The sequence below is a fragment of the Pseudomonas frederiksbergensis genome (assembly GCF_003732705.1).
In the GTDB taxonomy this organism is placed as follows: domain Bacteria; phylum Pseudomonadota; class Gammaproteobacteria; order Pseudomonadales; family Pseudomonadaceae; genus Aquipseudomonas; species Aquipseudomonas frederiksbergensis_F.
The window spans coordinates 1-19,377 of the sequence record NZ_MOBR01000022.1; the positions used below are offsets into that span (position 1 = coordinate 1).

Consider the following 19,377-nt stretch of genomic DNA (forward strand, 5'->3'; position numbering starts at 1 on the left):
CATGTTTTTCAAAACCTGAGTTCGGCTTCTGACCGCTGTAGCTCTGTTTTTTTACATCTTGAGTTCGACGCGGTTTTTCAGGTCGATGTAGCTCCAGGAACAACTCGGTCAGTCCCCTCTCCCCAGAGGGGAAAGGGAGCTGATCTTCATGCTTTTCAAAACCTGAGTTCGGCTTCTGACCGCTGTAGCTCTGTTTTTTTACATCTTGAGTTCGACGCGGTTTTTCAGGTCGATGTAGCTCCAAGAACAACTCGGTCAGTCCCCTCGCCCCCCTGGGGAGAGGGTTAGGGAGAGGGGTGGCTTTCGGATCAGCCCCAAATCGCGTCTACTGTCCACCAGCCAAACCCACACTCAAGGATTGAATGTGAACATCCCGTCCACCCGCAACGCTCACCTAATCATCACCGCCCGTCTGATCTCGGATTTCGGCGCATTCCTCAACATGGTCGCCCTGGCCACTTACGTCTATGTCCTGAGCAACAGCGCCATGAGCGTCGCGATCTTCCTCGCCAGCCGCGTGGCCGGGGGAATTTTTGCCAGTCTGATAGGCACCCCGTTCTACCGTCGCGTGGCGGGGCGGTTGCCGCTGATTGCCTTCGATTTGCTGCGCGCCGGGGTGCTCGGTCTGTTGCTGATTCTGCCGGTGACCCAGCAAGCCTTGCTGCTGCCGGTGATTGCCTTCGGGCTGGGCTTCGGCAATTCGATGTTCGCCATCGGCCTCAACAGCCAGTTGCCGAACCTGATCGACCGCGAACATCTGCTCAAGACTAACGCCTGGATCACGTCGGCGGCGTCGATTGCGATGGTCGCGGGCAGTCTGGTGGCGGGACTGGTGGTGGCGGCGTTTGGTTTTGAAACGGTGTTTGCGCTGAACGTGGTCACTTATCTGCTGGCGGCGTTATTGATTGTGCCGTTGCAGTTTCGCGCGGCAGCAACGAGCACTGAATCAAAAAGCGAGCGAGGAGAATGGTCGGCATTGCTGCAAGGCTTGCGCAGCGCCCCGGTATTGGCGGCGATGCTTGCGGTCGCCATGGCTGACACCCTGGGCAGCGCAGCGCACAACGTCGGTTTTCCGATCATCTCCCGGCTGCTGACGCCAGAGTCCGCCAGCACCACGCTCGGCCTGATGCTGGCGGTCTGGGCCAGCGGTAAACTCATTGGCGCGCGGATCGCCAGCCGCCTCAAAGGCTCGGACAACATCAACCTGGAGCGACGTTTTTTCTATGGCGTGATGTTGATGTCCTGCGGCTTCATCCTGATGTTCCAGCAGCACACGCTCTACGGTTTGCTGCTGTTCTCGTTGCCGGCCGGGTTGGGCGATGGTTTCTCCGAGGTCGGCCTGATGTCGCGCCTGCAACGGGAACCGGAGCACCTGCGCCTGCCGATCTTCAGCTTCCTGACGTTGCTGCAAATGACCGGGTTCGGCATCGGCATGCTGATCGCCGCGCCGTTCTACGCGTGGTGGACACCCGGCGCGGTGGTGCTGTTGTTTCACGGTATTCCCCTCACCACGTTGTTGGTGGTGAAGGGCTTGTCGGTCAGGCGCGGGCAGGCTCGGCGCAGCAGCCCGACGCCAGTTCCTTGAGGATCGGGCAGTCCGGGCGGTGGTCGCCCTGGCAGTGCTCGACCAGATCCTGCAAGGTGTCGCGCAACTGGCCGAGCTCGCGGATCTTCTGGTTAAGCTCATCGATGTGCTGACGGGCCAGGGCTTTCACATCGGCGCTGGCCCGTTGGCGGTCCTGCCAGAGGGTCAGCAACTTGCCGACCTCTTCCAGGGAAAATCCCAAATCTCGCGAGCGCTTGATAAACGCCAATGTGTGCAGGTCGTCGTCGCCATACACCCGATAACCGCTGTCAGTGCGATGGGCGGCCTTGAGCAAACCAGTGGACTCGTAATAACGGATCATCTTCGCGCTCAGGCCACTGTGGCGGGCCGCTTGGCCGATGTTCATCGGTTGTCCTCCAGATCCTTCGGTTTCCAGGTTTTCAACAGTAGCGCATTGCTCACCACACTGACGCTCGACAGCGCCATGGCGGCGCCGGCCAGCACCGGGTTGAGGAAACCGAACGCCGCCAGCGGAATGCCGATCAGGTTATAGACGAAGGCCCAGAACAGGTTCTGGCGAATCTTCGCGTAGGTCTTGCGGCTGATCTCCAGCGCCGCCGGCACCAGGCGTGGATCGCCGCGCATCAGGGTGATGCCGGCGGCGTGCATCGCCACATCGGTGCCGCCGCCCATGGCAATCCCGATATCCGCCGCAGCCAGTGCCGGGGCGTCGTTGATGCCGTCACCGACCATCGCCACCACGCCGGTTTTCTTCAGTTCGGCGACAGTGGCGGCTTTGTCTGCCGGCAGGACTTCGGCGTGAACATCGTTAATCCCCAGAGCTTCGGCGACGACTTTGGCGCTGCCCCGGTTGTCGCCGGTCAGCAAATGGCTGCTGATGTTGCGCGCGCTGAGTTGTTGCACCGCTTGCAGGGCACCAGGCTTGAGGGTGTCGCCGAAAGCGAAGAGGCCGAGGACTCGCGGTTCGGGGCTTTGTTCGATCAGCCAGGACAAGGTCCGGCCTTCGGTTTCCCAAGCGCTTGCGGAGTCGGTCTGCGAGCCGGCGCTCAAACTGCTTTCTTCCAATAGACGACGATTGCCCAGGGCCAACCGACGACCGCTGAGTGTGCCGGCGATGCCGCGACCGGTCAGCGACTGACTGTCGGTGACATCCGCCGCGTCCAATCCGCGTTCGGCGCAGGCATCCAGCACCGCCTTGGCCAACGGGTGTTCGCTGCCCCGTTGCAGCGCGCCGGCCATTTGTAGCAGAGCGGCTTCGTCGCCATCAAGCGCACTCAAATGCGCGATGCGCGGCGTACCGGAAGTCAGGGTGCCGGTTTTGTCGAAGACTACCGCACTGACTTCATGGGCGCGTTCCAGTGCTTCGGCGTCCTTGATCAAAATCCCGTAGCGCGCCGCCACACCCGTGCCGGCCATGATCGCCGTCGGCGTGGCCAGGCCCAGGGCGCAAGGGCAGGCGATCACCAGCACCGCGACGGCGTTGATCAGCGCCGTTTCAATCGGCGCGCCGTACAGCCACCAGCCAATTAACGTCGCCAGAGCCAGGACCAACACCGTCGGCACGAACACCTGGCTGACTTTATCCACCAGTTTCTGGATCGGCGCCTTCGCAGCCTGAGCGTCTTCGACCAGACGAATGATGCGCGCCAATACGGTTTCCGCGCCGAGCGCCAAGGTCCGAACCAGCAACCGGCCTTCACCATTGATTGCGCCGCCAGTGACTTTGTCGCCGGGTTGTTTCGGCACCGGCAGGCTTTCGCCGCTGATCAGCGCTTCGTCGGCGTGGCTCTGGCCTTCCACCACTTCGCCGTCCACCGGGAAACGTTCGCCGGGTTTGACCATGACCAGATCATTCAGGCGCAGGGTGCTGATGGCGACATCGTGTTCGCGGCCATCGATCACCTGAATCGCCCGTTCCGGACGCAAGGCTTCGAGGGCGCGGATGGCGCTGGCGGTCTGGCGTTTGGCGCGGCTTTCCAGGTATTTGCCCAGCAGCACCAACGCAATCACCACCGCCGAGGCTTCGAAATACAGATGCGGCATGCGCCCGGCGGCGGTGGCCCATTCATAAAGACTCAAACCATAACCGGCGCTGGTGCCCAGAGCGACGAGCAAGTCCATATTGCCGGCCCCGGCGCGCACGGCTTTCCACGCCGCGACGTAGAAGCGTGCGCCGAAGATGAATTGCACCGGCGTGGCCAACGCGAATTGCGCCCAGGCCGGAAGCATCCAGTGCACGCCGAAGGGTTGCAGCAACATCGGCAGCACCAGCGGCAAGGCCAGGGCGATGGCCGCGAGCAAGATCCAGCGCTCGCGTTTGAGTCGGATGTGTTGATGGTCGGTGGGGTGTTCGATTTCAAAGACGCTGGCGCTGTAGCCAGCCTTGGTCACGGCGGCGATCAGGGTTTGTGGATCGACGTGGCCGAGGAGTTCGAGGTGGGCGCGTTCGTTGGCCAGGTTGACGCTGACGCTTTTCACGCCGGGCACCTTGTTCAGCGCCCGTTCGACCCGACCGACGCAGGACGCGCAGGTCATGCCGTCGATGCTCAATTCCAGGCTTTGCTGCGGCACGCTGTAACCAGCCTGCTGCACCGCGTCCATCAGCGCCGGCAAGCTGTCGCTGGGGGCCTGGATGCGCGCCTGTTCCGTGGCGAGGTTGACGCTGACCGCCGTGGCACCGATGACTTTGCTCAAGGCACGCTCGACACGCCCGGCGCAACTGGCGCAGGTCATGCCGGCAATCGGCAGATCGAAAGTGGTGGATTCGGACATCGGTCACGCTCCCTGTAGAAAGTGCCTACAGGATCAACCTTGCCATGCGGGCAAGGTCAAGCGCCATGTCGCAGATCAATGGATCGCTGCATGATCACCTGATCATTCCCACGCTCTGCGTGGGAATGCCTCAACGGACGCTCCGCGTTCGGCCTTTTGGGACGCGGAGCGTCCCGGGCTGCATTCCCACGCCGGAGCGTGGGAACGATCGGTCGATCAGGTGGGGATCAATATTCGAGGGCAGCGGGTTTGAGGTACATCCCTTCCTGCGTCATTGCAATTCGGAACTTCAACACATCCCCGGCCTTGAGCGTGATGACCTGCGAGCCCGGCGCCAGCATCCCTGCGTTGCAGCCCGGCGCCTGGCCCGGCAGCAGTTTCAGGCGCAGGGACACATTGCCCGGCGGCAGGTTGAACGAAGTGCTTTGTTCCTGGAACAGCCGCGCCGACAGTTGATCCTGAATGTACACGCCGATCTCGCAGGAGGTCGCGACTTCCAGGCGCTCGCGGGAAATGATCAGGACGCCGTAATCTTCCCCGGCGGCATTGGCCGAAGGCAGGGCGGCGAAAAGGCTGAGGAAGCCAAACAGGCTGAGAGCTGACCAGCGCATGGCTGAATCTCCTGAGGTCGAGTCATTGATGCCGCAGCTTGGCCGAGCGCGACGCCGAATGCCAGCCCGGCAGTTTATTCCAGAACTTGACCTTGCCATGGTGGCAAGCTCGAGACTGCCCGCCGTGTTATTAAAAAGCCTCACTCAAGGAGTCATTCCATGCAAGTGTTCAACGTTCAAGGCATGTCCTGCGGTCACTGCGTCAAGGCCATCACTCAAGCCCTGCAAGCCAAGGACCCGGCGGCCAGTGTGCGGGTGGATCTGGCGGCAAAAGAAGTTGGCGTTGAAAGTGCGTTGACGGCAGAGCAAGTGATCGCCGCCATCACCGAAGAAGGCTACGACGCCAAAGTCGCCTGAAACACCGCGCTTCTGCTTCTGTAGGAGCAAAGCTTGCTCGCGAAGAGGCCGGCACATTCAACATCAATGTCGCCTGACACTCCGCGCCTCTGCTTCTGCTTCTGCTTCTGTAGGAGCAAAGCTTGCTCGCGAAGAGGCCGGCACATTCAACATCAATGTCGCCTGACACTCCGCGCCTCTGCTTCTGCTTCTGTAGGAGCAAAGCTTGCTCGCGAAGAGGCCGGCACATCCAACATTGATGTCGCCTGATACTCCGCTATCGCGAGCAAGCTTTGCTCCTACGGGCGCGAATGTGGGTTTATCCATCGGTTTTTAATAGTTAGCGACCTATCGGATTGTCCAAGGTGTCCCCGCGCAGCTAGACTGTCGAGCTGCCGACCCACGCCCAACTGGATGCCCGATGAACTTCCGTATCATTTTGATTCTTGGCGCCCTGACCGCTTTCGGTCCGCTGGCGATCGATTTCTATCTGCCAGCGTTCCCGGCCATCGCGCAATCGTTCGGGACCGACGAAAAACACGTTCAAATGACGCTTGCCGCGTATTTCCTCGGTTTGTCGATTGGTCAGTTGCTCTACGGCCCGGTGGCGGATCGGTTCGGGCGGCGGATTCCGTTGCTCACTGGCGTCGGCCTGTTCACCGCCGCTTCCCTGGCCTGCGCGTTTGCGCCGAATCTGGAATGGCTGATGGGCGCGCGATTCATCCAGGCGTTGGGCGGTTGCGCGGGGATGGTGATCTCCCGGGCGGTGGTCAGTGACAAATGTGATGCGGTGGGCTCGGCAAAAGTCTTTTCGCAACTGATGCTGGTAATGGGCCTGGCACCGATTCTGGCGCCGATGCTGGGTGGGCTGTTGGTCAACACCACAGGCTGGCAGTCGATCTTCCTGGTGCTGACCGGGTTCAGCGCCCTGGCCGCAGTGGCCGTGGCCATCGGGTTGCCGGAAAGTCTGCCGGACTATGTGCCGCGCCAACCGCTGAAGGGTGCATTGCGTCAGTACGGTCGGTTGTTGGCCGATCCGGTCTACCTCGGCCACGCCCTGACCGGCGGTCTCGCCGTCGCCGGGATGTTTGCCTACATCGCCGGTTCTCCCTTTGTCTTCATCAAGCTTTATGGTGTGCCGGCCGAACACTTCGGCTGGTTGTTCGGCACCAATGCGGCGGGATTCATTCTGGTGGCGCAGGTCAATGCCCGGTTGCTGGCCAAGCGTGGCCCGGCGTTCCTGCTGGCGCGCACTGTGTGGATTTATCTGGGCGCGGGCCTGACGTTGCTCGCGGTCAGCTCACTGCACACCGAACAACTATGGCCGCTGCTGATCCCATTGTTTGTCTGCATCGCCAGCCTCGGCTGCATCCTTCCCAACGCTTCGGCCTGCGCCATGAACGGGCAGGGCAACCGCGCAGGCAGTGCCTCGGCGCTGCTCGGGTGCCTGCAATTCAGCGTCGCTGCCGGGGCGGCAACGCTGGTGGGGGTTTTACACGATGGCAGCGCCATGCCGATGGCCATGGTCATCAGCCTGTGTGGAATTCTGGTGGTGAGCGCCGCGATGCTCACCCGACGTTTGCAAAATGCTCGGGCACTGGCCCAAGCCGCGGTCTGAAACCGGATTTAGCCAGCGGCACGCTGCTGGCGGTCGGGGATTTGATGAGGGGCGTGGAGCCGCGCTTCCAGGGTACGGGTGAAGGCGCGCGCTTCAGCTTCGCTGCGGAACGTGACGGCGTGTTGGTCCAGACGAACTTGCCACTGGGATGTTGCCACTTCTTTTATCAGGATCTTCATTGCTGACCTCCTTAAGTAAAAGACTGCGTCGCAGAGGACTCGATTGTAGACCCGAATACGATCGCAATTGTGACAACGGTCAACCTTCAGACTGACGGTTTGCAGAATCGCTTTTTGTAGGAGCGAGGCTTGCCCGCGAAGGCGATCTCAAGGGCGCCATCGCGGGCAAGCCTTGCTCCTGCAGAAATATTTAGAAACCTTCTAATACAATCTTGCCCTTGGCCTTGCCGCTCTCCAGCAGTTCATGGGCACGACGCAGGTTCTGCGCGTTGATCGTGCCGAAGTGCTCGCCCACCGTGGTTTTCAAGGTCCCGGCGTCGATCAGCTCAGCGATGCGGTTGAGCAGGTTGTGCTGCTCGATCATGTCGGCGGTCTCGAACAGCGAGCGGGTGTACATGAACTCCCAGTGCAACGAAATGCTCTTGCGCTTGAGCTTGGTCACGTCGAGCGCCTTCGGATCATCGATCAGCGCCAGTTTGCCCTGGGGGGCCAACGCTTCGACCAATTGATCCAGATGCTCATCGGTCTGGGTCAGGCTGGCAACGTGGGTCACCTGCTTGATGTCCGCGCGCTTGAGTTCTTCGCTCAGCGGTTGGCTGTGATCGATTACCAGATCGGCGCCCAATTCACGCACCCAGCTCTGGGTTTGTGGACGCGACGCGGTGCCGATCACCTTCAGGCCGGTGAGCTGGCTCGCCAGTTGGGTCAGGATCGAACCTACACCACCGGCGGCGCCAACGATCAGCAAACTCTGACCTTCATCGGTATTGCCTTCGCGCACTTGCAGGCGCTCGAACAACAATTCCCACGCCGTGATCGCCGTCAGCGGCAGGGCGGCGGCTTCGGCGAAACCGAGGGATTTTGGCATATGCCCGACGATCCGCTCGTCCACCACATGCCGTTCACTGTTGCCGCCAGCACGGGCGATGGAGCCAGCGTAGAACACCTTGTCGCCAGCCTTGAACAGGGTGACTTCACTGCCAACAGCCTTGACCACACCCGCCACGTCCCAGCCCAGCACTTTCGCCGCGCCGTCTTCTGGCTGGACGTTCTGCCGGACCTTGGTGTCCACCGGGTTCACCGAGATGGCTTTGACTTCCACCAACAGGTCGCGGGGGCCGGCGACCGGTTCTGGCAGTTCGATGTCTTGCAGGGATTTGCTGTCGCTGATCGACAGGGAGGCGTAGTAGGCAATGGCTTTCATAAAGGGCTCCGGAGGTAATAAAGGAAGGAATCAGACCAGGGTGCGCAGGCGCTTAAGGTCGAAGTGTTCAAGAAAGTCGCCGGCCTTGGCGCGGAAGTTCTGGATATGGGCGCTGGCGTCGTGGGCTTGCAGGGCTTCGTCGCTGGCCCATTGTTCGATCATGTAGAACGCCAGCGGGTTGGCCAGGTCCTGGTGCAAATCGTATTGACCGCAACCGGCCTCGGCGCGGGTCGGCGCCAGTAGTGCCCGCAAGTGCTGTTCGAGGGCGTCCTGCTGGCCGGGTTTGGCAATAAGGGTGGCGATAGCGGTAAACGGCTGGGACATGTTCGACTCCTGACGCTGAGTGATTTTCGATGGGACAGATGATTGGCTATTTCCCGGCAAGATAAAACCCGCTAAAAGAGCAGTCTCTTTCAATATTTTTTTGATAATCGGGGCTCGAGATGCTGCGTTTCGATGACTTGCAGTTGTTTGTCCGGGCGGCGGATCTGGGCAGCCTGTCGGCGGCGGCACGGGTGATGGACATGTCGGCGGCGGTGGCCAGCGCGGCGCTCAAGCGTATCGAACAGCAACTCGGCGCGCGGTTGCTGGCCCGATCCACTCGCAGCCTGCGCCTGACCGCCGAAGGCGAAGGCTTTCTGGAATACGCCCGTGCTGCCCTGAGCAATCTGGATGAGGGCCGGCGTTTGCTGGCCAGCGGTCAGGATCAGGTCAGCGGGGTTTTGCAGTTGTCGGCGCCATCGGATTTCGGTCGCAACCTGCTGCTGCCCTGGCTGGACGAGTTTCAACGCGAACATCCGAAACTGACCGTACGTTTGCTGCTGGGGGATCGCATCGCCGACCTGTTTCGCCAACCGGTGGACATCGCCCTGCGCTACGGCGAGCCGGAAGATTCGAGCCTGGTATCACTGCCCATCGCCCCGCAGAACCGTCGCGTGCTCTGCGCATCCCCTGCTTACCTGGCCCGGCACGGCGAACCCCGGCAGTTGGAGCAGCTGGCGCAACACAATTGCCTGTTGTTCATGCTCGGCAGCCGGGTTCACGACCGCTGGAGTTTCCACGATGGCAAGCGCGAAGTCGGCCTGACGGTCAGCGGTGACCGTTTCAGTGACGACGCTGATGTGGTGCGCTTGTGGGCCGTGGCGGGGGCCGGGATCGCTTATAAATCCTGGCTCGATGTGGGCCCCGACGTGCTGGCCGGTCGCTTGAAGGTGTTATTGCCGGAGTTGCTGTGCGAGCGTGCACCGCTGAATTTGCTGTGCGCCCATCGCGCTCAATTGAGTAAGCCGGTGAACCTTTTGCGGGAAATGCTCGCCAGCCGATGCGCGCAATTGAGTAGTCAATTTCCGTCGTTACCGGGTACTGATCAATAGTCGCAGGCAAATAGCGAAATTTCTGTCAGGAACTATCACCACCCAAGGCTTCCCAGGGGCAGGATCCGACGGTCAACCCGCTTATACTAGCGCCCGCCTCATGCCTGCACCGGCGCACCGGCCCGGACGCGTTAACCCTTCAGGGGGCCTCGCCCCGGCGTTGGCCCGGTTGCTCGACGGATCATGATATCGGGTGGGCGTGCCTGGCCCGGTTTATGGCGGTTTTCGCGTCTTGGCCGACGACACATTACTCGTCAAGATGTCTGTGAGCAGTAGACGAAACGATTCAACAGGGAGTGAATACATGGAACATGCACCTTGCATTAGCCAGATCGCCACGTTGCTGGCTGACCCCAAGCGCAGCGCAATGATGTGGGCCTTGATGGATGGCTCGGCGCGGCATACCGAAGAGCTGGCCTTGCTGGCCGGGCTGTCGCCGTCTTCGGCCAGTGCACACCTGGGGCGTTTGTCCGCCGGAGGTCTGTTGAAAGTCGAAGAACGCGGGCGGAAGCGGTTCTTCCGTCTGTCCGCACCCGAAGTCGGCGCAGCAGTAGAAGCGCTGGCCAGTGCGACCCTGGCGAGCAAGCCACGGGAGATTCCAGAGACGATCAAGCGCGGCAACCTATTGGGCAAACGCCAGGCAGCGCCATCGTCGCTGTTGCAGGCGCGGCTCTGCGACGATCATCTGGGTGGCACGTTGGCGGCGGACCTGTACCAGCGTTTGCTGGATGCCGGTTGGATCGAGCAATTCGATCAGCGGGTTGCCATCACCCACAAAGGCTCCAAACAACTGGCCAGCCGCGGGGTGTTCATTCAAGCCCTGACCCACCGCAACGGGCAAATTGCCTGCGCCTGCCCTGACTGGAGTGAACGCCGTCCGCACCTGGGTGGTTCGCTGGGCGCGGCGTTGTTGCAGTTGTTCATGCAGTCCGGTTGGTTGACCTTGCCCAATGATTCACGGGCCTTGCAGATCACCGCGACCGGGCAGCGTGAAGTTCATCGCTTCGCCAAGGAAACCGAGCTGGAAATGGCGTTGTAGACGTGTCGAGACCGACGTCTGAGGTCTCGGGCGTCGTTCAGGGTTGCGGGCAGGTCGCATCCAGCAATAACCCCCTGCCGCTATCGCGCACACTCGATCCGGGGACTTTCGGACGGGGGTGTATGGCATGGAAATACAAGGATTCAGCGCAGCAGAACGCTTGGAACGGCTGCCCATCAGCGGTTATCACCGCATCATTTTCATCATCATTGCCCTGGCGTTTTTCTTCGACTCCATGGACCTGGCGATGATGACTTTCTTGCTCGGCTCGATCAAAACCGAGTTCGGCCTGAGCAGCGCCCAGGCCGGGTTGCTGGCCAGTTCGAGCTTCTTCGGCATGGTGCTGGGGGCATCGCTGTCCGGCATGCTGGCCGACCGCTTCGGGCGCAAACCGGTGTTCCAGTGGAGCATCGTGTTGTGGGGGATCGCCAGTTACCTGTGCTCGACGGCGCAGAACGTGGAAACCCTGACGCTGTTCCGCATTCTGCTGGGGATCGGCATGGGCATGGAGTTTCCCATCGCCCAGTCAATGCTTTCGGAACTGATTCCGGCCAAGGGCCGTGGGCGCTATATCGCGTTAATGGACGGGTTCTGGCCACTGGGTTTCGTCGCAGCCGGGGTGCTGTCGTACTTCCTGTTGCCTGTGATTGGGTGGCGCGACATCTTCCTGGTGTTGGCGGTGCCGGCGGTGTTTGTCCTGGCGATTCGCTTTTTTATTCCTGAGTCGCCGCGCTGGCTGGAACAGGCCGGGCGCCATGATGCGGCGGACAAGGTTCTGCTGCGCATCGAAGCGCGGGTACGAACATCGCTGGGGTGTACGCAGTTGCCGACGCCGATTCGCTTGCCGCGCGTGGCGAGTACGCCGGGCAACTTCTTTTCCGCGTTACGGCAGATCTGGTCGCCGCTGTACCGCCAGCGCACGATGATGATCTGGAGTGTCTGGTTCTTCGCTTTGCTCGGTTTCTATGGGTTGACGTCATGGCTCAGCGCGCTGCTGCAACAGTCGGGTTTTGCCGTGACCCAGTCGGTGTATTACACGGTGCTGATTTCCCTCGGCGGGATTCCCGGGTTCCTGATGGCTGCCTGGTTGGTGGAGTGTTGGGGGCGTAAACCGGTGTGCATCGTGACCCTGCTGGGCGGCGGGGTGATGGCGTTTCTTTATGGCCAGAGTGCGGTGTTTGGCGGCAACGTCGGCCTGTTGATTACCTCGGGCCTGCTGATGCAATTCTTTCTGTTTGGCATGTGGGCGGTGCTCTACACCTACACCCCGGAGTTGTACCCGACCTCGGCGCGGGCCACGGGCTCGGGATTTGCGTCGGCGATCGGGCGCGTGGGTTCGTTGCTCGGGCCACTGGTGACCGGGTTGGTGTTCCCGATAACCGGGCAGGGCGGGGTATTTGCGTTGGGGGCGATGTGCTTTGCGATTGCGGCGGGGGTGGTGTGGTTGTTCGGGATGGAAACGCGGGGCAAGACGCTGGAGGAGTTGACCGAGGCGGTCACTTAAAGATCGTTCCCACGCTCTGCGTGGGAATGCCTCAATGGACGCTCTGCGTCCGCTTTGGGACGCGGAGCGTCCCGGGCTGCATTCCCACGCAGAGCGTGGGAACGATCATGCGGCGGAACTTTATGGTTTGACCAGTCGAGCATCCAGGCTGTTCTGCGCCAAACGCTTGGCCTGATCCTGGGTCATGCCCAGGTCGGTGTACAGCGCATGAAAGTTCTCGGTGACATAACCGCCGAAGTACGCCGGGTCATCGGAGTTCACCGTCACTTTCACCCCGCGTTCCAGCATGTCGAGAATGTTGTGCTGGGACATGTGATCGAACACGCAGAGTTTGGTGTTCGACAGCGGGCACACGGTCAACGGGATTTGCTCGTCGATGATCCGCTGCATCAAACGTTCGTCTTCAATGGCGCGCACGCCATGGTCGATGCGCTGGATTTTCAGCAGATCGATAGCTTCCCAGATGTATTCCGGCGGGCCTTCTTCACCGGCGTGGGCGACGGTCAGGAAGCCTTCGTGACGGGCACGATCAAACACGCGCTGGAACTTGCTCGGCGGGTGACCCATCTCGGAGCTGTCCAAACCAACGGCAACAAACGCATCACGGAATGGCAGCGCCTGGTCGAGGGTTTTCTGCGCTTTGTCTTCGCTCAAGTGGCGCAGGAAACTCAGGATCAAACCGCTGGTGATGCCCAATTGCTGCTCGCCATCTTTCAGTGCGGCGGCGATGCCATTGAGCACCACTTCGAAGGGCACGCCACGGTCGGTGTGGGTTTGCGGGTCAAAGAACGGTTCGGTGTGAATCACGTTCTGCGCCTTGCAACGCAACAGGTAGGCCCAGGTCAGGTCGTAGAAATCCTGGGAGGTGCGCAACACGTCGGCGCCCTTGTAGTACAGGTCGAGAAACTCTTGCAGGTTGTTGAAGGCGTAGGCCTTGCGCAGGGTTTCGACGTCGTCCCACGGCAGGGCGATCTTGTTGCGTTCGGCCAAAGCGAACAGCAGCTCAGGCTCCAGCGAGCCTTCCAGGTGCAAGTGCAGTTCTGCCTTGGGCAGGGCGTTCAGCCAGTCGTACATGTTCGAATTCTCATCAGGTGCAATGACGGCATTCTACAGATGCTCGCTGCAATAATTGGTAAAACCTGACCAGCCGGTTGATCAAACCGCTTGTGGTTCACGGCGATAGGCGTAGGTATCAGCGAAGCGCGAGAGCAGGAATTCGGCGCAGGTGGTCGCGGGATATTTCGCCGGGTGCGCTGCATCCTGGCAACCGGGTAGGCATTCGATGGGTGTGTCCGGGTGCGGCTCGGCGAAGAATGGCATCGAGTAGCGATCCACCCCCAACGGACTGATCACCCGATGGGGCGTCGACAGGTAACGGTCGTTGCTCCAGCGCGCCATCATGTCGCCGAGGTTGACCACGAAGGTGCCGTCGATGGGCGGCGCGTCAATCCATTCGCCGTTCACGCTGCGCACTTGCAGACCACCGGCCGCGTCCTGGTAGAGCAGGGTGATGCAACCGTAATCGGTGTGGGCGCCGGCGCCTTGTTGTTCTGCGGAACTGGCGGTGTGGCGCGGCGGGTAATGGATCATCCGCAGCACGCTGACGGGCTCATTGAAGCGAGTGTCGAAGAAGTCGCGCTCGATGCCCAGCGCCATTGTCATCGCTCGCAGCAGGGTTTGGGCGAGGGCCTGCATGTCGAGGTAATGCTGCTCCATCAGGGATTCCCAACCGGGCATCGACGGATGACGGTTGGGGCCGCGCAATGGCTTGTTCGCCAGCACGTCAGGGTGATCCGCCGGCAGGTGCAGGCCCATGTCGAAGGTTTCTTTCAGGTCGCTGGGTTTGCTCGGGTCCAGTTGCTCGGTGGCAATGGCGCCGTAGCCGCGATGGTGTTGGGTCTGGGTGATGTCGATATTGAGCTTTTCGGCGGTGGGCAGGGCGAAGAAGCGTTGGGCGTGGTCGAGCACGTTGGCGATGCGGGCGGCGCTGATCGGGTGGCCCTTGATATAGAAAAAGCCCCAGTCGCGGCAGGCGCGGTCGATTTGCGTGGCGATGGATTGCCAGGCGAGTGTGTCGTCGGTGTAGAGCGGGCTGATGTCGATGATGGGAAGCTGATTCATGCTGCATTCTCGCTAATGATCGTTCCCACGCTCCGCGTGGGAATGCCTCAATGGACGCTCTGCGTCCGCTCTTGGGACGCGGAGCGTCCCGGGCTGCATTCCCACGCGGAGCGTGGGAACGATCAGCACAGGTACTGTGTTTCAACTGAAAGGTTTACTTCGGAATCTCGGCCTTCATGCCTTCGACGTAGTAATTCATCGACGCCAGTTCCGCATTCGTCGCACTCACGCCCGCCGGGATTTTCTCGACGCCGGCCTGATCCTTGATCGGCCCGGTGAACGGATGCAGCGCGCCGCTCTTGATGTCGGCAATGATCTGCTCGGCTTCGGCTTTCACCGGTGCCGGCACCAAATCGCTGATCGGCAGTTCCACCGTGCCTTCCTTCAAACCGCCCCAGTAATCCTGGGATTTCCAAGTGTGGTCGAGCACGCTTTGGGTCGCCTGAATATAGTGCGGGCCCCAGTCGTTGACGATGGAGGTCAGCACCGCTTTCGGCCCAAAGTGCTGCATGTCCGAAGCGTAGCCCACGGCATACACGCCACGCCGTTCGGCCGCCTGAATCGGCGCCGGGCTGTCGGTGTGCTGGAACACCACGTCCACGCCCTGGTCGATCAGCGCGTTGGCGGCATCCGCCTCTTTGCCCGGATCGAACCACGAGTTGACCCACACCACTTTGATCTCGGTGCCGGGGTTGTATTTGTTCAGGGCCAGTTGAATGGCGTTGATGTCGCGGATCACTTCCGGGATCGGGAAGGAGGCGATGTAGCCGATCTTTTTGGTTTTAGTCATCTTCGCTGCAAGGAAGCCGCCGACATAACGACCCTCATAGGTGCGCGCCAGGTAAGTGCCGAGGTTCTTGTCCTGCTTATAGCCGGTGGCGTGTTCGAAGGTCACCTTGGGAAATTGCTTGGCGACTTTCAGGGTTGGGTTCATGTAGCCGAAGGACGTGGTGAAGATCAGGTCGTAGTTGTCCTTGGCCATGTTGCGGATCACCCGCTCGGCGTCGGCGCCTTCGGCGACGTTCTCCACGTAGTTGGTGGTGATCTGCGAACCGAATTTTTCGGCCAGCGCCTTGCGTCCCTGTTCATGCTGATACGTCCAGCCGTGGTCACCGATCGGGCCGATGTAGACGAAGCCGACTTTCAGCGGGTCGGCGGCACTGGCGGTCAGGCTGGCGCTCAGACCGATGGCCGCGGCAACGGCGCACAGCAGCTTCTTCAACGGACGTTTATGCATGAACTCGAACTCCATTTTGTTTTGAGGTTGGCGAGTGCAATGCAAATTGCTGACCAACAGGACAACAAAAGATCCGAAACCGCGTTACGACCTTCGCGGGCAAGCCTCGCTCCTACAAAAGCGACGCGAACACCGCTCCTGTAGGAGCGAGGCTTGCCCGCGAAGAGGCCCTGACGGCTAGCGCAGAACTATCCCGGTGCACGCTTGCCAATCCACGCCATCCACTGGTGCGCTAAGGTGTAACGAAACGTTAGCGCCGCCCCGCAGTCAGTAGCTCATCACCCTGGTTCCGCTCCACTGTGCAAAAGGCCTGCAATGCTCACACTCCTCAAGCAAGAAAAATTTCTGTTGCTGGCCGTTATCGCCGCCGTCGTCGCGTACCCGCTGGAGCCGTGGATGCTGCACAACGGCCAGCCCATCGCACTGGCCGCCGGCCTGGTGCTGATCGCCTTCATCGTTGCCGCGTCGATGCGGGTCGCGCATCACGCCGAGCTGCTGGCGGAGAAAGTCGGTGACCCCTACGGCACGATGATCCTGACCCTGGCCGCCGTGCTGGTGGAGGTGGTGATCCTGGCAATCATGATGAGCAACGAAGCCTCGCCAACCCTGGTGCGCGACACGATTTATTCAGCGGTGATGCTCGACATCAACGGCATCCTCGGCCTGGCCGCGTTGATGGGTGGGATCAAACATGGCGAACAGTCCTACAACGACGATTCGGCGCGCAGCTACAGCGTGATGATCCTCACCGCCATGGGCGTTTCCATGGTGGTGCCGGAGTTTATTCCCGAGGCCAATTGGAAGGTTTATTCGGCGTTCACCATCGGCGCGATGATTGTGCTCTACACCTTGTTCCTGCGTATGCAGGTCGGGCCGCACAGTTATTTTTTCAGCTACAGCTACCCGGAAAAACGCCGCAAGAAAGTCCCGGAGGAAGAATCTGAAGCGGTCAACGTGCCGCTGAGTATCGCGACGCTGGTGTTTGGCGTGGTGGTGATCGGCGCACTGGCCGAAGTGATGTCCAAGACCCTCGATCTGGGCCTGGAAGGCACGGGCGCACCGCCGGTGATTACGGCGATTTTGGTCGCGGCGATTTCCGCGGCGCCGGAGATTTTGACCGCGTTGCGCGCGGCGCTGGCCAACCGCATGCAGTCAGTGGTCAACATCGCCATGGGCGCGTCGCTGTCGACGGTGATCCTGACGGTGCCGGTGATGGAAGCGATGGCGCTCTACACCGGTCAGCCGTTCCAGATGGCGATGACCCCGGTGCAGACGGTGATGATTTTTCTGACGCTGATAGTCAGTGCGATCAACCTCAATGACGGGGAAACCAATGCCATTGAGGGCATGACGCACTTTGTGTTGTTTGCGACGTTCATCATGTTGTCGTTGTTGGGCCTTTAAGAGCTTCGCGGGCAAGCCTCGCTCCTACAGGTTTTGCGCCAATCTCATGACTGGCGCAAAACCTGTAGGAGCGAGGCTTGCCCGCGAAGGCGTCCGATCAGACGCCAGCGATGAGTTGTCGAGCCGCCTGGCTGTGATCGGCAATCAATCCCTTCAGATCCAACCCTTCAACCTGCCCGTCAATCACTCGCCATTTGCCGCCGATCATCACTCGATCCGCCCGATCCGCCCCGCACAGCAGCAACGCCGACACCGGATCATGGCTGCCGGAGAAGCGCAGTTCATCCAGTTTGAACAACGCCAAATCCGCCTGCTTGCCCACCGCCAGCTCGCCGATATCGCTACGCCCGAGCAAACTCGCCGAGCCCTTGGTCGCCCAGCCCAAAACCAATTCCGGGGTGATCTTCTCGGCGCCATAACGCAGGCGCTGGATGTACAGCGCCTGACGGGTTTCGAGCATCATGTTCGACGCATCGTTGGACGCCGAACCGTCCACCCCCAGGCCCAGCAACGCACCGGCAGCGGTCAGGTCCAGGGTCGGGCAGATACCGGACGCCAGGCGCATGTTCGAGCTCGGGCAATGGCAAATACCAGTGCCGGCCGTGCCGAGGCGGGCGATTTCGTCCGGGTTGAAATGGATGCCGTGAGCCAGCCAAGTGCGCGGGCCGAGCCAGCCGACGCTGTCCAGGTAATCCACGGTGCGCAGGCCGAAGCGTTGCAGGCAGAAATCTTCTTCGTCGAGGGTTTCCGCCAGGTGCGTGTGCAGGCGCACATCGAGTTTGTTCGCGAGTTCAGCGCTGGCGGACATGATTTCCGGGGTCACCGAGAACGGCGAGCAGGGCGCCAGAGCGATCTGGATTTGCGCACCGTCACCGCGCTCGTGGTACTCAGCGATCAAGCGTTGGCTGTCGGCGAGAATCACTTCACCTTCCTGCACGGTTTGCTGCGGCGGCAGGCCACCGTCCTTTTCGCCGAGGCTCATGGAACCGCGGGTAAGCATGGCGCGCATGCCCAGTTCACGGACGCTTTCGACTTGCACGTCGATCGCATTTTCCAGGCCTTCGGGAAACAGGTAATGGTGATCGGCGGCGGTGGTGCAGCCGGACAACAGCAACTCGGCCAGCGCCACTTTCGTCGCAAGGGCAAGTTTTTCCGGGGTCAGGCGCGCCCAGACCGGGTACAGGGTTTTCAGCCACGGGAACAACGGCTGGTTAACCACCGGCGCCCAGGCACGGGTCAGGGTCTGATAGAAATGGTGATGGGTGTTGATCAGGCCGGGCAGGATCACATGCTCGCGGGCATCGAAGACCTGTCCACAGGGCGCGGAGGGTTGCTGGCCAGCGGCGAGCAGTTCAACGATCACACCGTCTTGCACAACCAGGCCGCCACGGGCATCGAGGCCATTGGCAGTGAAGATCGTGAGGGGATTTTTTAACCAGGTACGGGTCGCAGGCATGTTGGCCGGCTCCTCTGAAAGTGGGTTCAGGTTAGCCAGCTCAGTGATTACCCTGTCTGCTGATCCAGGGTCGCCGCGGGGACGAAGTGCGGAGTTTCAAACAAAATGGCGCCATGGGCAAGCCCGGCCCGACCAGACGACACCGCCCCCTGTAGGAGCGAGCGGTGCGACGATTCGACTTGCCCGCGAAGGCGGCGTGTCAGGCAACATCTTTGTCGACTGACACACCGCTTTCGCGGGCAAGCCTCGCTCCTACAAGGGCGCGGGGGTTACCAGGGAATCGTTTCACCTTTGTAGTTCACGAAGTGATGGCCGCCCTTGCCGGTAAATGCGTTCACCTGATCAACCAAGCCGCGAGTGCTGGTTTCCACGTCGATGTCAGCGCCTTCGCCGCCCATATCCGTCTTCACCCAGCCCGGATGTAACGACAACACGGTGAGCTTCTGCTCGCCCAATTGCGTCACAAAGCTGTTGGTCATCGAGTTCAACGCCGCTTTACTGGCCTTGTACAACGCCAGTTCCGGCGCGTCGGGCATGGTCACGCTTCCCAACACCGAACTCATGAACGCCAGCACGCCACTGCCATCGCGAATCTGCCCGGCGAACCGCTGGGCCAGGTTGATCGGTGCCACGGCGTTGGTGAAAAACAGTTGCCCGACTTCGGCCAATGTCGCGCCACCCGGCGTCTGGACCTCAGGACCTTTGACCCCGGCATTCACGAACAGCAAGTCAAACACTTCGCTTTTGAGTTGTTGGCTCAGGGCAATGACGGCCTGCTGATCATCCATGTCGAGTTTTTCAATCCGTACCTTGCCCAGCGCTTGCAGCGCCTCAGCCTTTTGCGGATTGCGCACGGTGGCGGTGACTTGCCAGCCGTCGGCCAGCAGGGTTTTCACCAGGCCGAGGCCCAGGCCCCGGGAGGCGCCGATGATGAGTGCGGTTTTTGCCGTGGACAT

The 19,377-nt window shown here is 61.0% G+C and carries 19 protein-coding genes; 7 read left to right on the forward strand and 12 right to left on the reverse strand.

The annotated features are described in order from the left end of the window. On the reverse strand, positions 1–244 hold a 244-nt coding region (locus tag BK667_RS33410; protein ID WP_221179174.1), incomplete at its 3' end, for a hypothetical protein. A gap of 126 nt (positions 245–370) precedes the next feature. Between BK667_RS33410 and BK667_RS22350 the strand changes: the two genes are divergently transcribed. Then, on the forward strand, positions 371–1,585 hold the full coding sequence (locus BK667_RS22350; RefSeq protein WP_123598943.1) for an MFS transporter: 1,215 nt from the start codon (positions 371–373) through the stop codon (positions 1,583–1,585). Here the strand turns inward: BK667_RS22350 and cueR are convergent. From cueR to BK667_RS22365, 3 genes are all read right to left on the reverse strand, one after another. Next, complete coding sequence (gene cueR / locus BK667_RS22355; RefSeq protein ID WP_123598926.1) at positions 1,539–1,952, reverse strand: Cu(I)-responsive transcriptional regulator; 414 nt, start codon at positions 1,950–1,952, stop codon at positions 1,539–1,541. The genes BK667_RS22350 and cueR overlap by 47 nt on opposite strands. After that, positions 1,949–4,339, reverse strand: a complete 2,391-nt coding sequence (locus tag BK667_RS22360) for a heavy metal translocating P-type ATPase (protein ID WP_123598927.1) — start codon at positions 4,337–4,339, stop codon at positions 1,949–1,951. Before BK667_RS22360 ends, cueR begins: the two co-directional genes overlap by 4 nt. A gap of 227 nt (positions 4,340–4,566) precedes the next feature. After that, positions 4,567–4,950, reverse strand: coding sequence for a hypothetical protein (locus BK667_RS22365; RefSeq protein ID WP_123513890.1), 384 nt, complete (start codon positions 4,948–4,950; stop codon positions 4,567–4,569). Positions 4,951–5,109: 159 nt separating this feature from the next. Here BK667_RS22365 and BK667_RS22370 point away from each other — a divergent pair, with 159 nt between their 5' ends. After that, on the forward strand, positions 5,110–5,307 hold the full coding sequence (locus tag BK667_RS22370; protein WP_123598928.1) for a heavy-metal-associated domain-containing protein: 198 nt from the start codon (positions 5,110–5,112) through the stop codon (positions 5,305–5,307). Between the two features lie 400 nt (positions 5,308–5,707). After that, complete coding sequence (locus BK667_RS22375) at positions 5,708–6,904, forward strand: multidrug effflux MFS transporter (RefSeq protein ID WP_123598929.1); 1,197 nt, start codon at positions 5,708–5,710, stop codon at positions 6,902–6,904. A gap of 8 nt (positions 6,905–6,912) precedes the next feature. Here the strand turns inward: BK667_RS22375 and BK667_RS33325 are convergent, their stop codons facing one another. The 3 genes from BK667_RS33325 to BK667_RS22385 form a co-directional block, all read right to left on the reverse strand. Further along, a complete protein-coding gene (locus BK667_RS33325) occupies positions 6,913–7,083 on the reverse strand; it encodes a hypothetical protein (RefSeq protein ID WP_166656054.1) in 171 nt (56 codons plus the stop codon). A gap of 190 nt (positions 7,084–7,273) precedes the next feature. Further along, positions 7,274–8,287, reverse strand: coding sequence for a zinc-binding alcohol dehydrogenase family protein (locus BK667_RS22380; RefSeq protein ID WP_123598930.1), 1,014 nt, complete (start codon positions 8,285–8,287; stop codon positions 7,274–7,276). A 30-nt stretch (positions 8,288–8,317) separates the two neighbouring features. Continuing rightward, entirely contained in the window at positions 8,318–8,611 is a 294-nt protein-coding gene (locus BK667_RS22385) for a putative quinol monooxygenase (RefSeq protein WP_123513898.1), read from the reverse strand. Between the two features lie 119 nt (positions 8,612–8,730). On the opposite strand from BK667_RS22385, the gene vimR reads away from it, so the two are divergent. The 3 genes from vimR (at position 8,731) to BK667_RS22400 (ending at position 12,203) form a co-directional block, all read left to right on the forward strand. Then, positions 8,731–9,660: a transcription regulator VimR gene (gene vimR, locus BK667_RS22390; RefSeq protein WP_123513900.1), complete on the forward strand. Its 930-nt coding sequence runs from the start codon at positions 8,731–8,733 to the stop codon at positions 9,658–9,660. 304 nt (positions 9,661–9,964) lie between these two features. After that, positions 9,965–10,699, forward strand: a complete 735-nt coding sequence (locus BK667_RS22395) for an ArsR/SmtB family transcription factor (RefSeq protein WP_123513902.1) — start codon at positions 9,965–9,967, stop codon at positions 10,697–10,699. A gap of 127 nt (positions 10,700–10,826) precedes the next feature. Further along, complete coding sequence (locus tag BK667_RS22400) at positions 10,827–12,203, forward strand: MFS transporter (RefSeq protein WP_123513904.1); 1,377 nt, start codon at positions 10,827–10,829, stop codon at positions 12,201–12,203. 120 nt (positions 12,204–12,323) lie between these two features. Here BK667_RS22400 and BK667_RS22410 read toward each other — a convergent pair whose 3' ends face one another. From BK667_RS22410 to BK667_RS22425, 3 genes are all read right to left on the reverse strand, one after another. Beyond that, a complete protein-coding gene (locus tag BK667_RS22410; RefSeq protein ID WP_123598931.1) occupies positions 12,324–13,277 on the reverse strand; it encodes an adenosine deaminase in 954 nt (317 codons plus the stop codon). An 81-nt stretch (positions 13,278–13,358) separates the two neighbouring features. Further along, positions 13,359–14,324, reverse strand: a complete 966-nt coding sequence (locus BK667_RS22415; protein WP_123598932.1) for a 2-oxoglutarate and iron-dependent oxygenase domain-containing protein — start codon at positions 14,322–14,324, stop codon at positions 13,359–13,361. A gap of 154 nt (positions 14,325–14,478) precedes the next feature. After that, on the reverse strand, positions 14,479–15,561 hold the full coding sequence (locus BK667_RS22425) for a BMP family ABC transporter substrate-binding protein (RefSeq protein WP_123598934.1): 1,083 nt from the start codon (positions 15,559–15,561) through the stop codon (positions 14,479–14,481). A gap of 315 nt (positions 15,562–15,876) precedes the next feature. Between BK667_RS22425 and BK667_RS22430 the strand changes: the two genes are divergently transcribed. Then, a complete protein-coding gene (locus tag BK667_RS22430) occupies positions 15,877–16,965 on the forward strand; it encodes a calcium:cation antiporter (RefSeq protein ID WP_123598935.1) in 1,089 nt (362 codons plus the stop codon). Between the two features lie 97 nt (positions 16,966–17,062). On the opposite strand, the gene BK667_RS22435 is transcribed toward BK667_RS22430, so the two are convergent. Further along, entirely contained in the window at positions 17,063–18,421 is a 1,359-nt protein-coding gene (locus tag BK667_RS22435) for an 8-oxoguanine deaminase (protein WP_123598936.1), read from the reverse strand. A 269-nt stretch (positions 18,422–18,690) separates the two neighbouring features. Then, complete coding sequence (locus BK667_RS22440) at positions 18,691–19,377, reverse strand: SDR family oxidoreductase (protein WP_123598937.1); 687 nt, start codon at positions 19,375–19,377, stop codon at positions 18,691–18,693.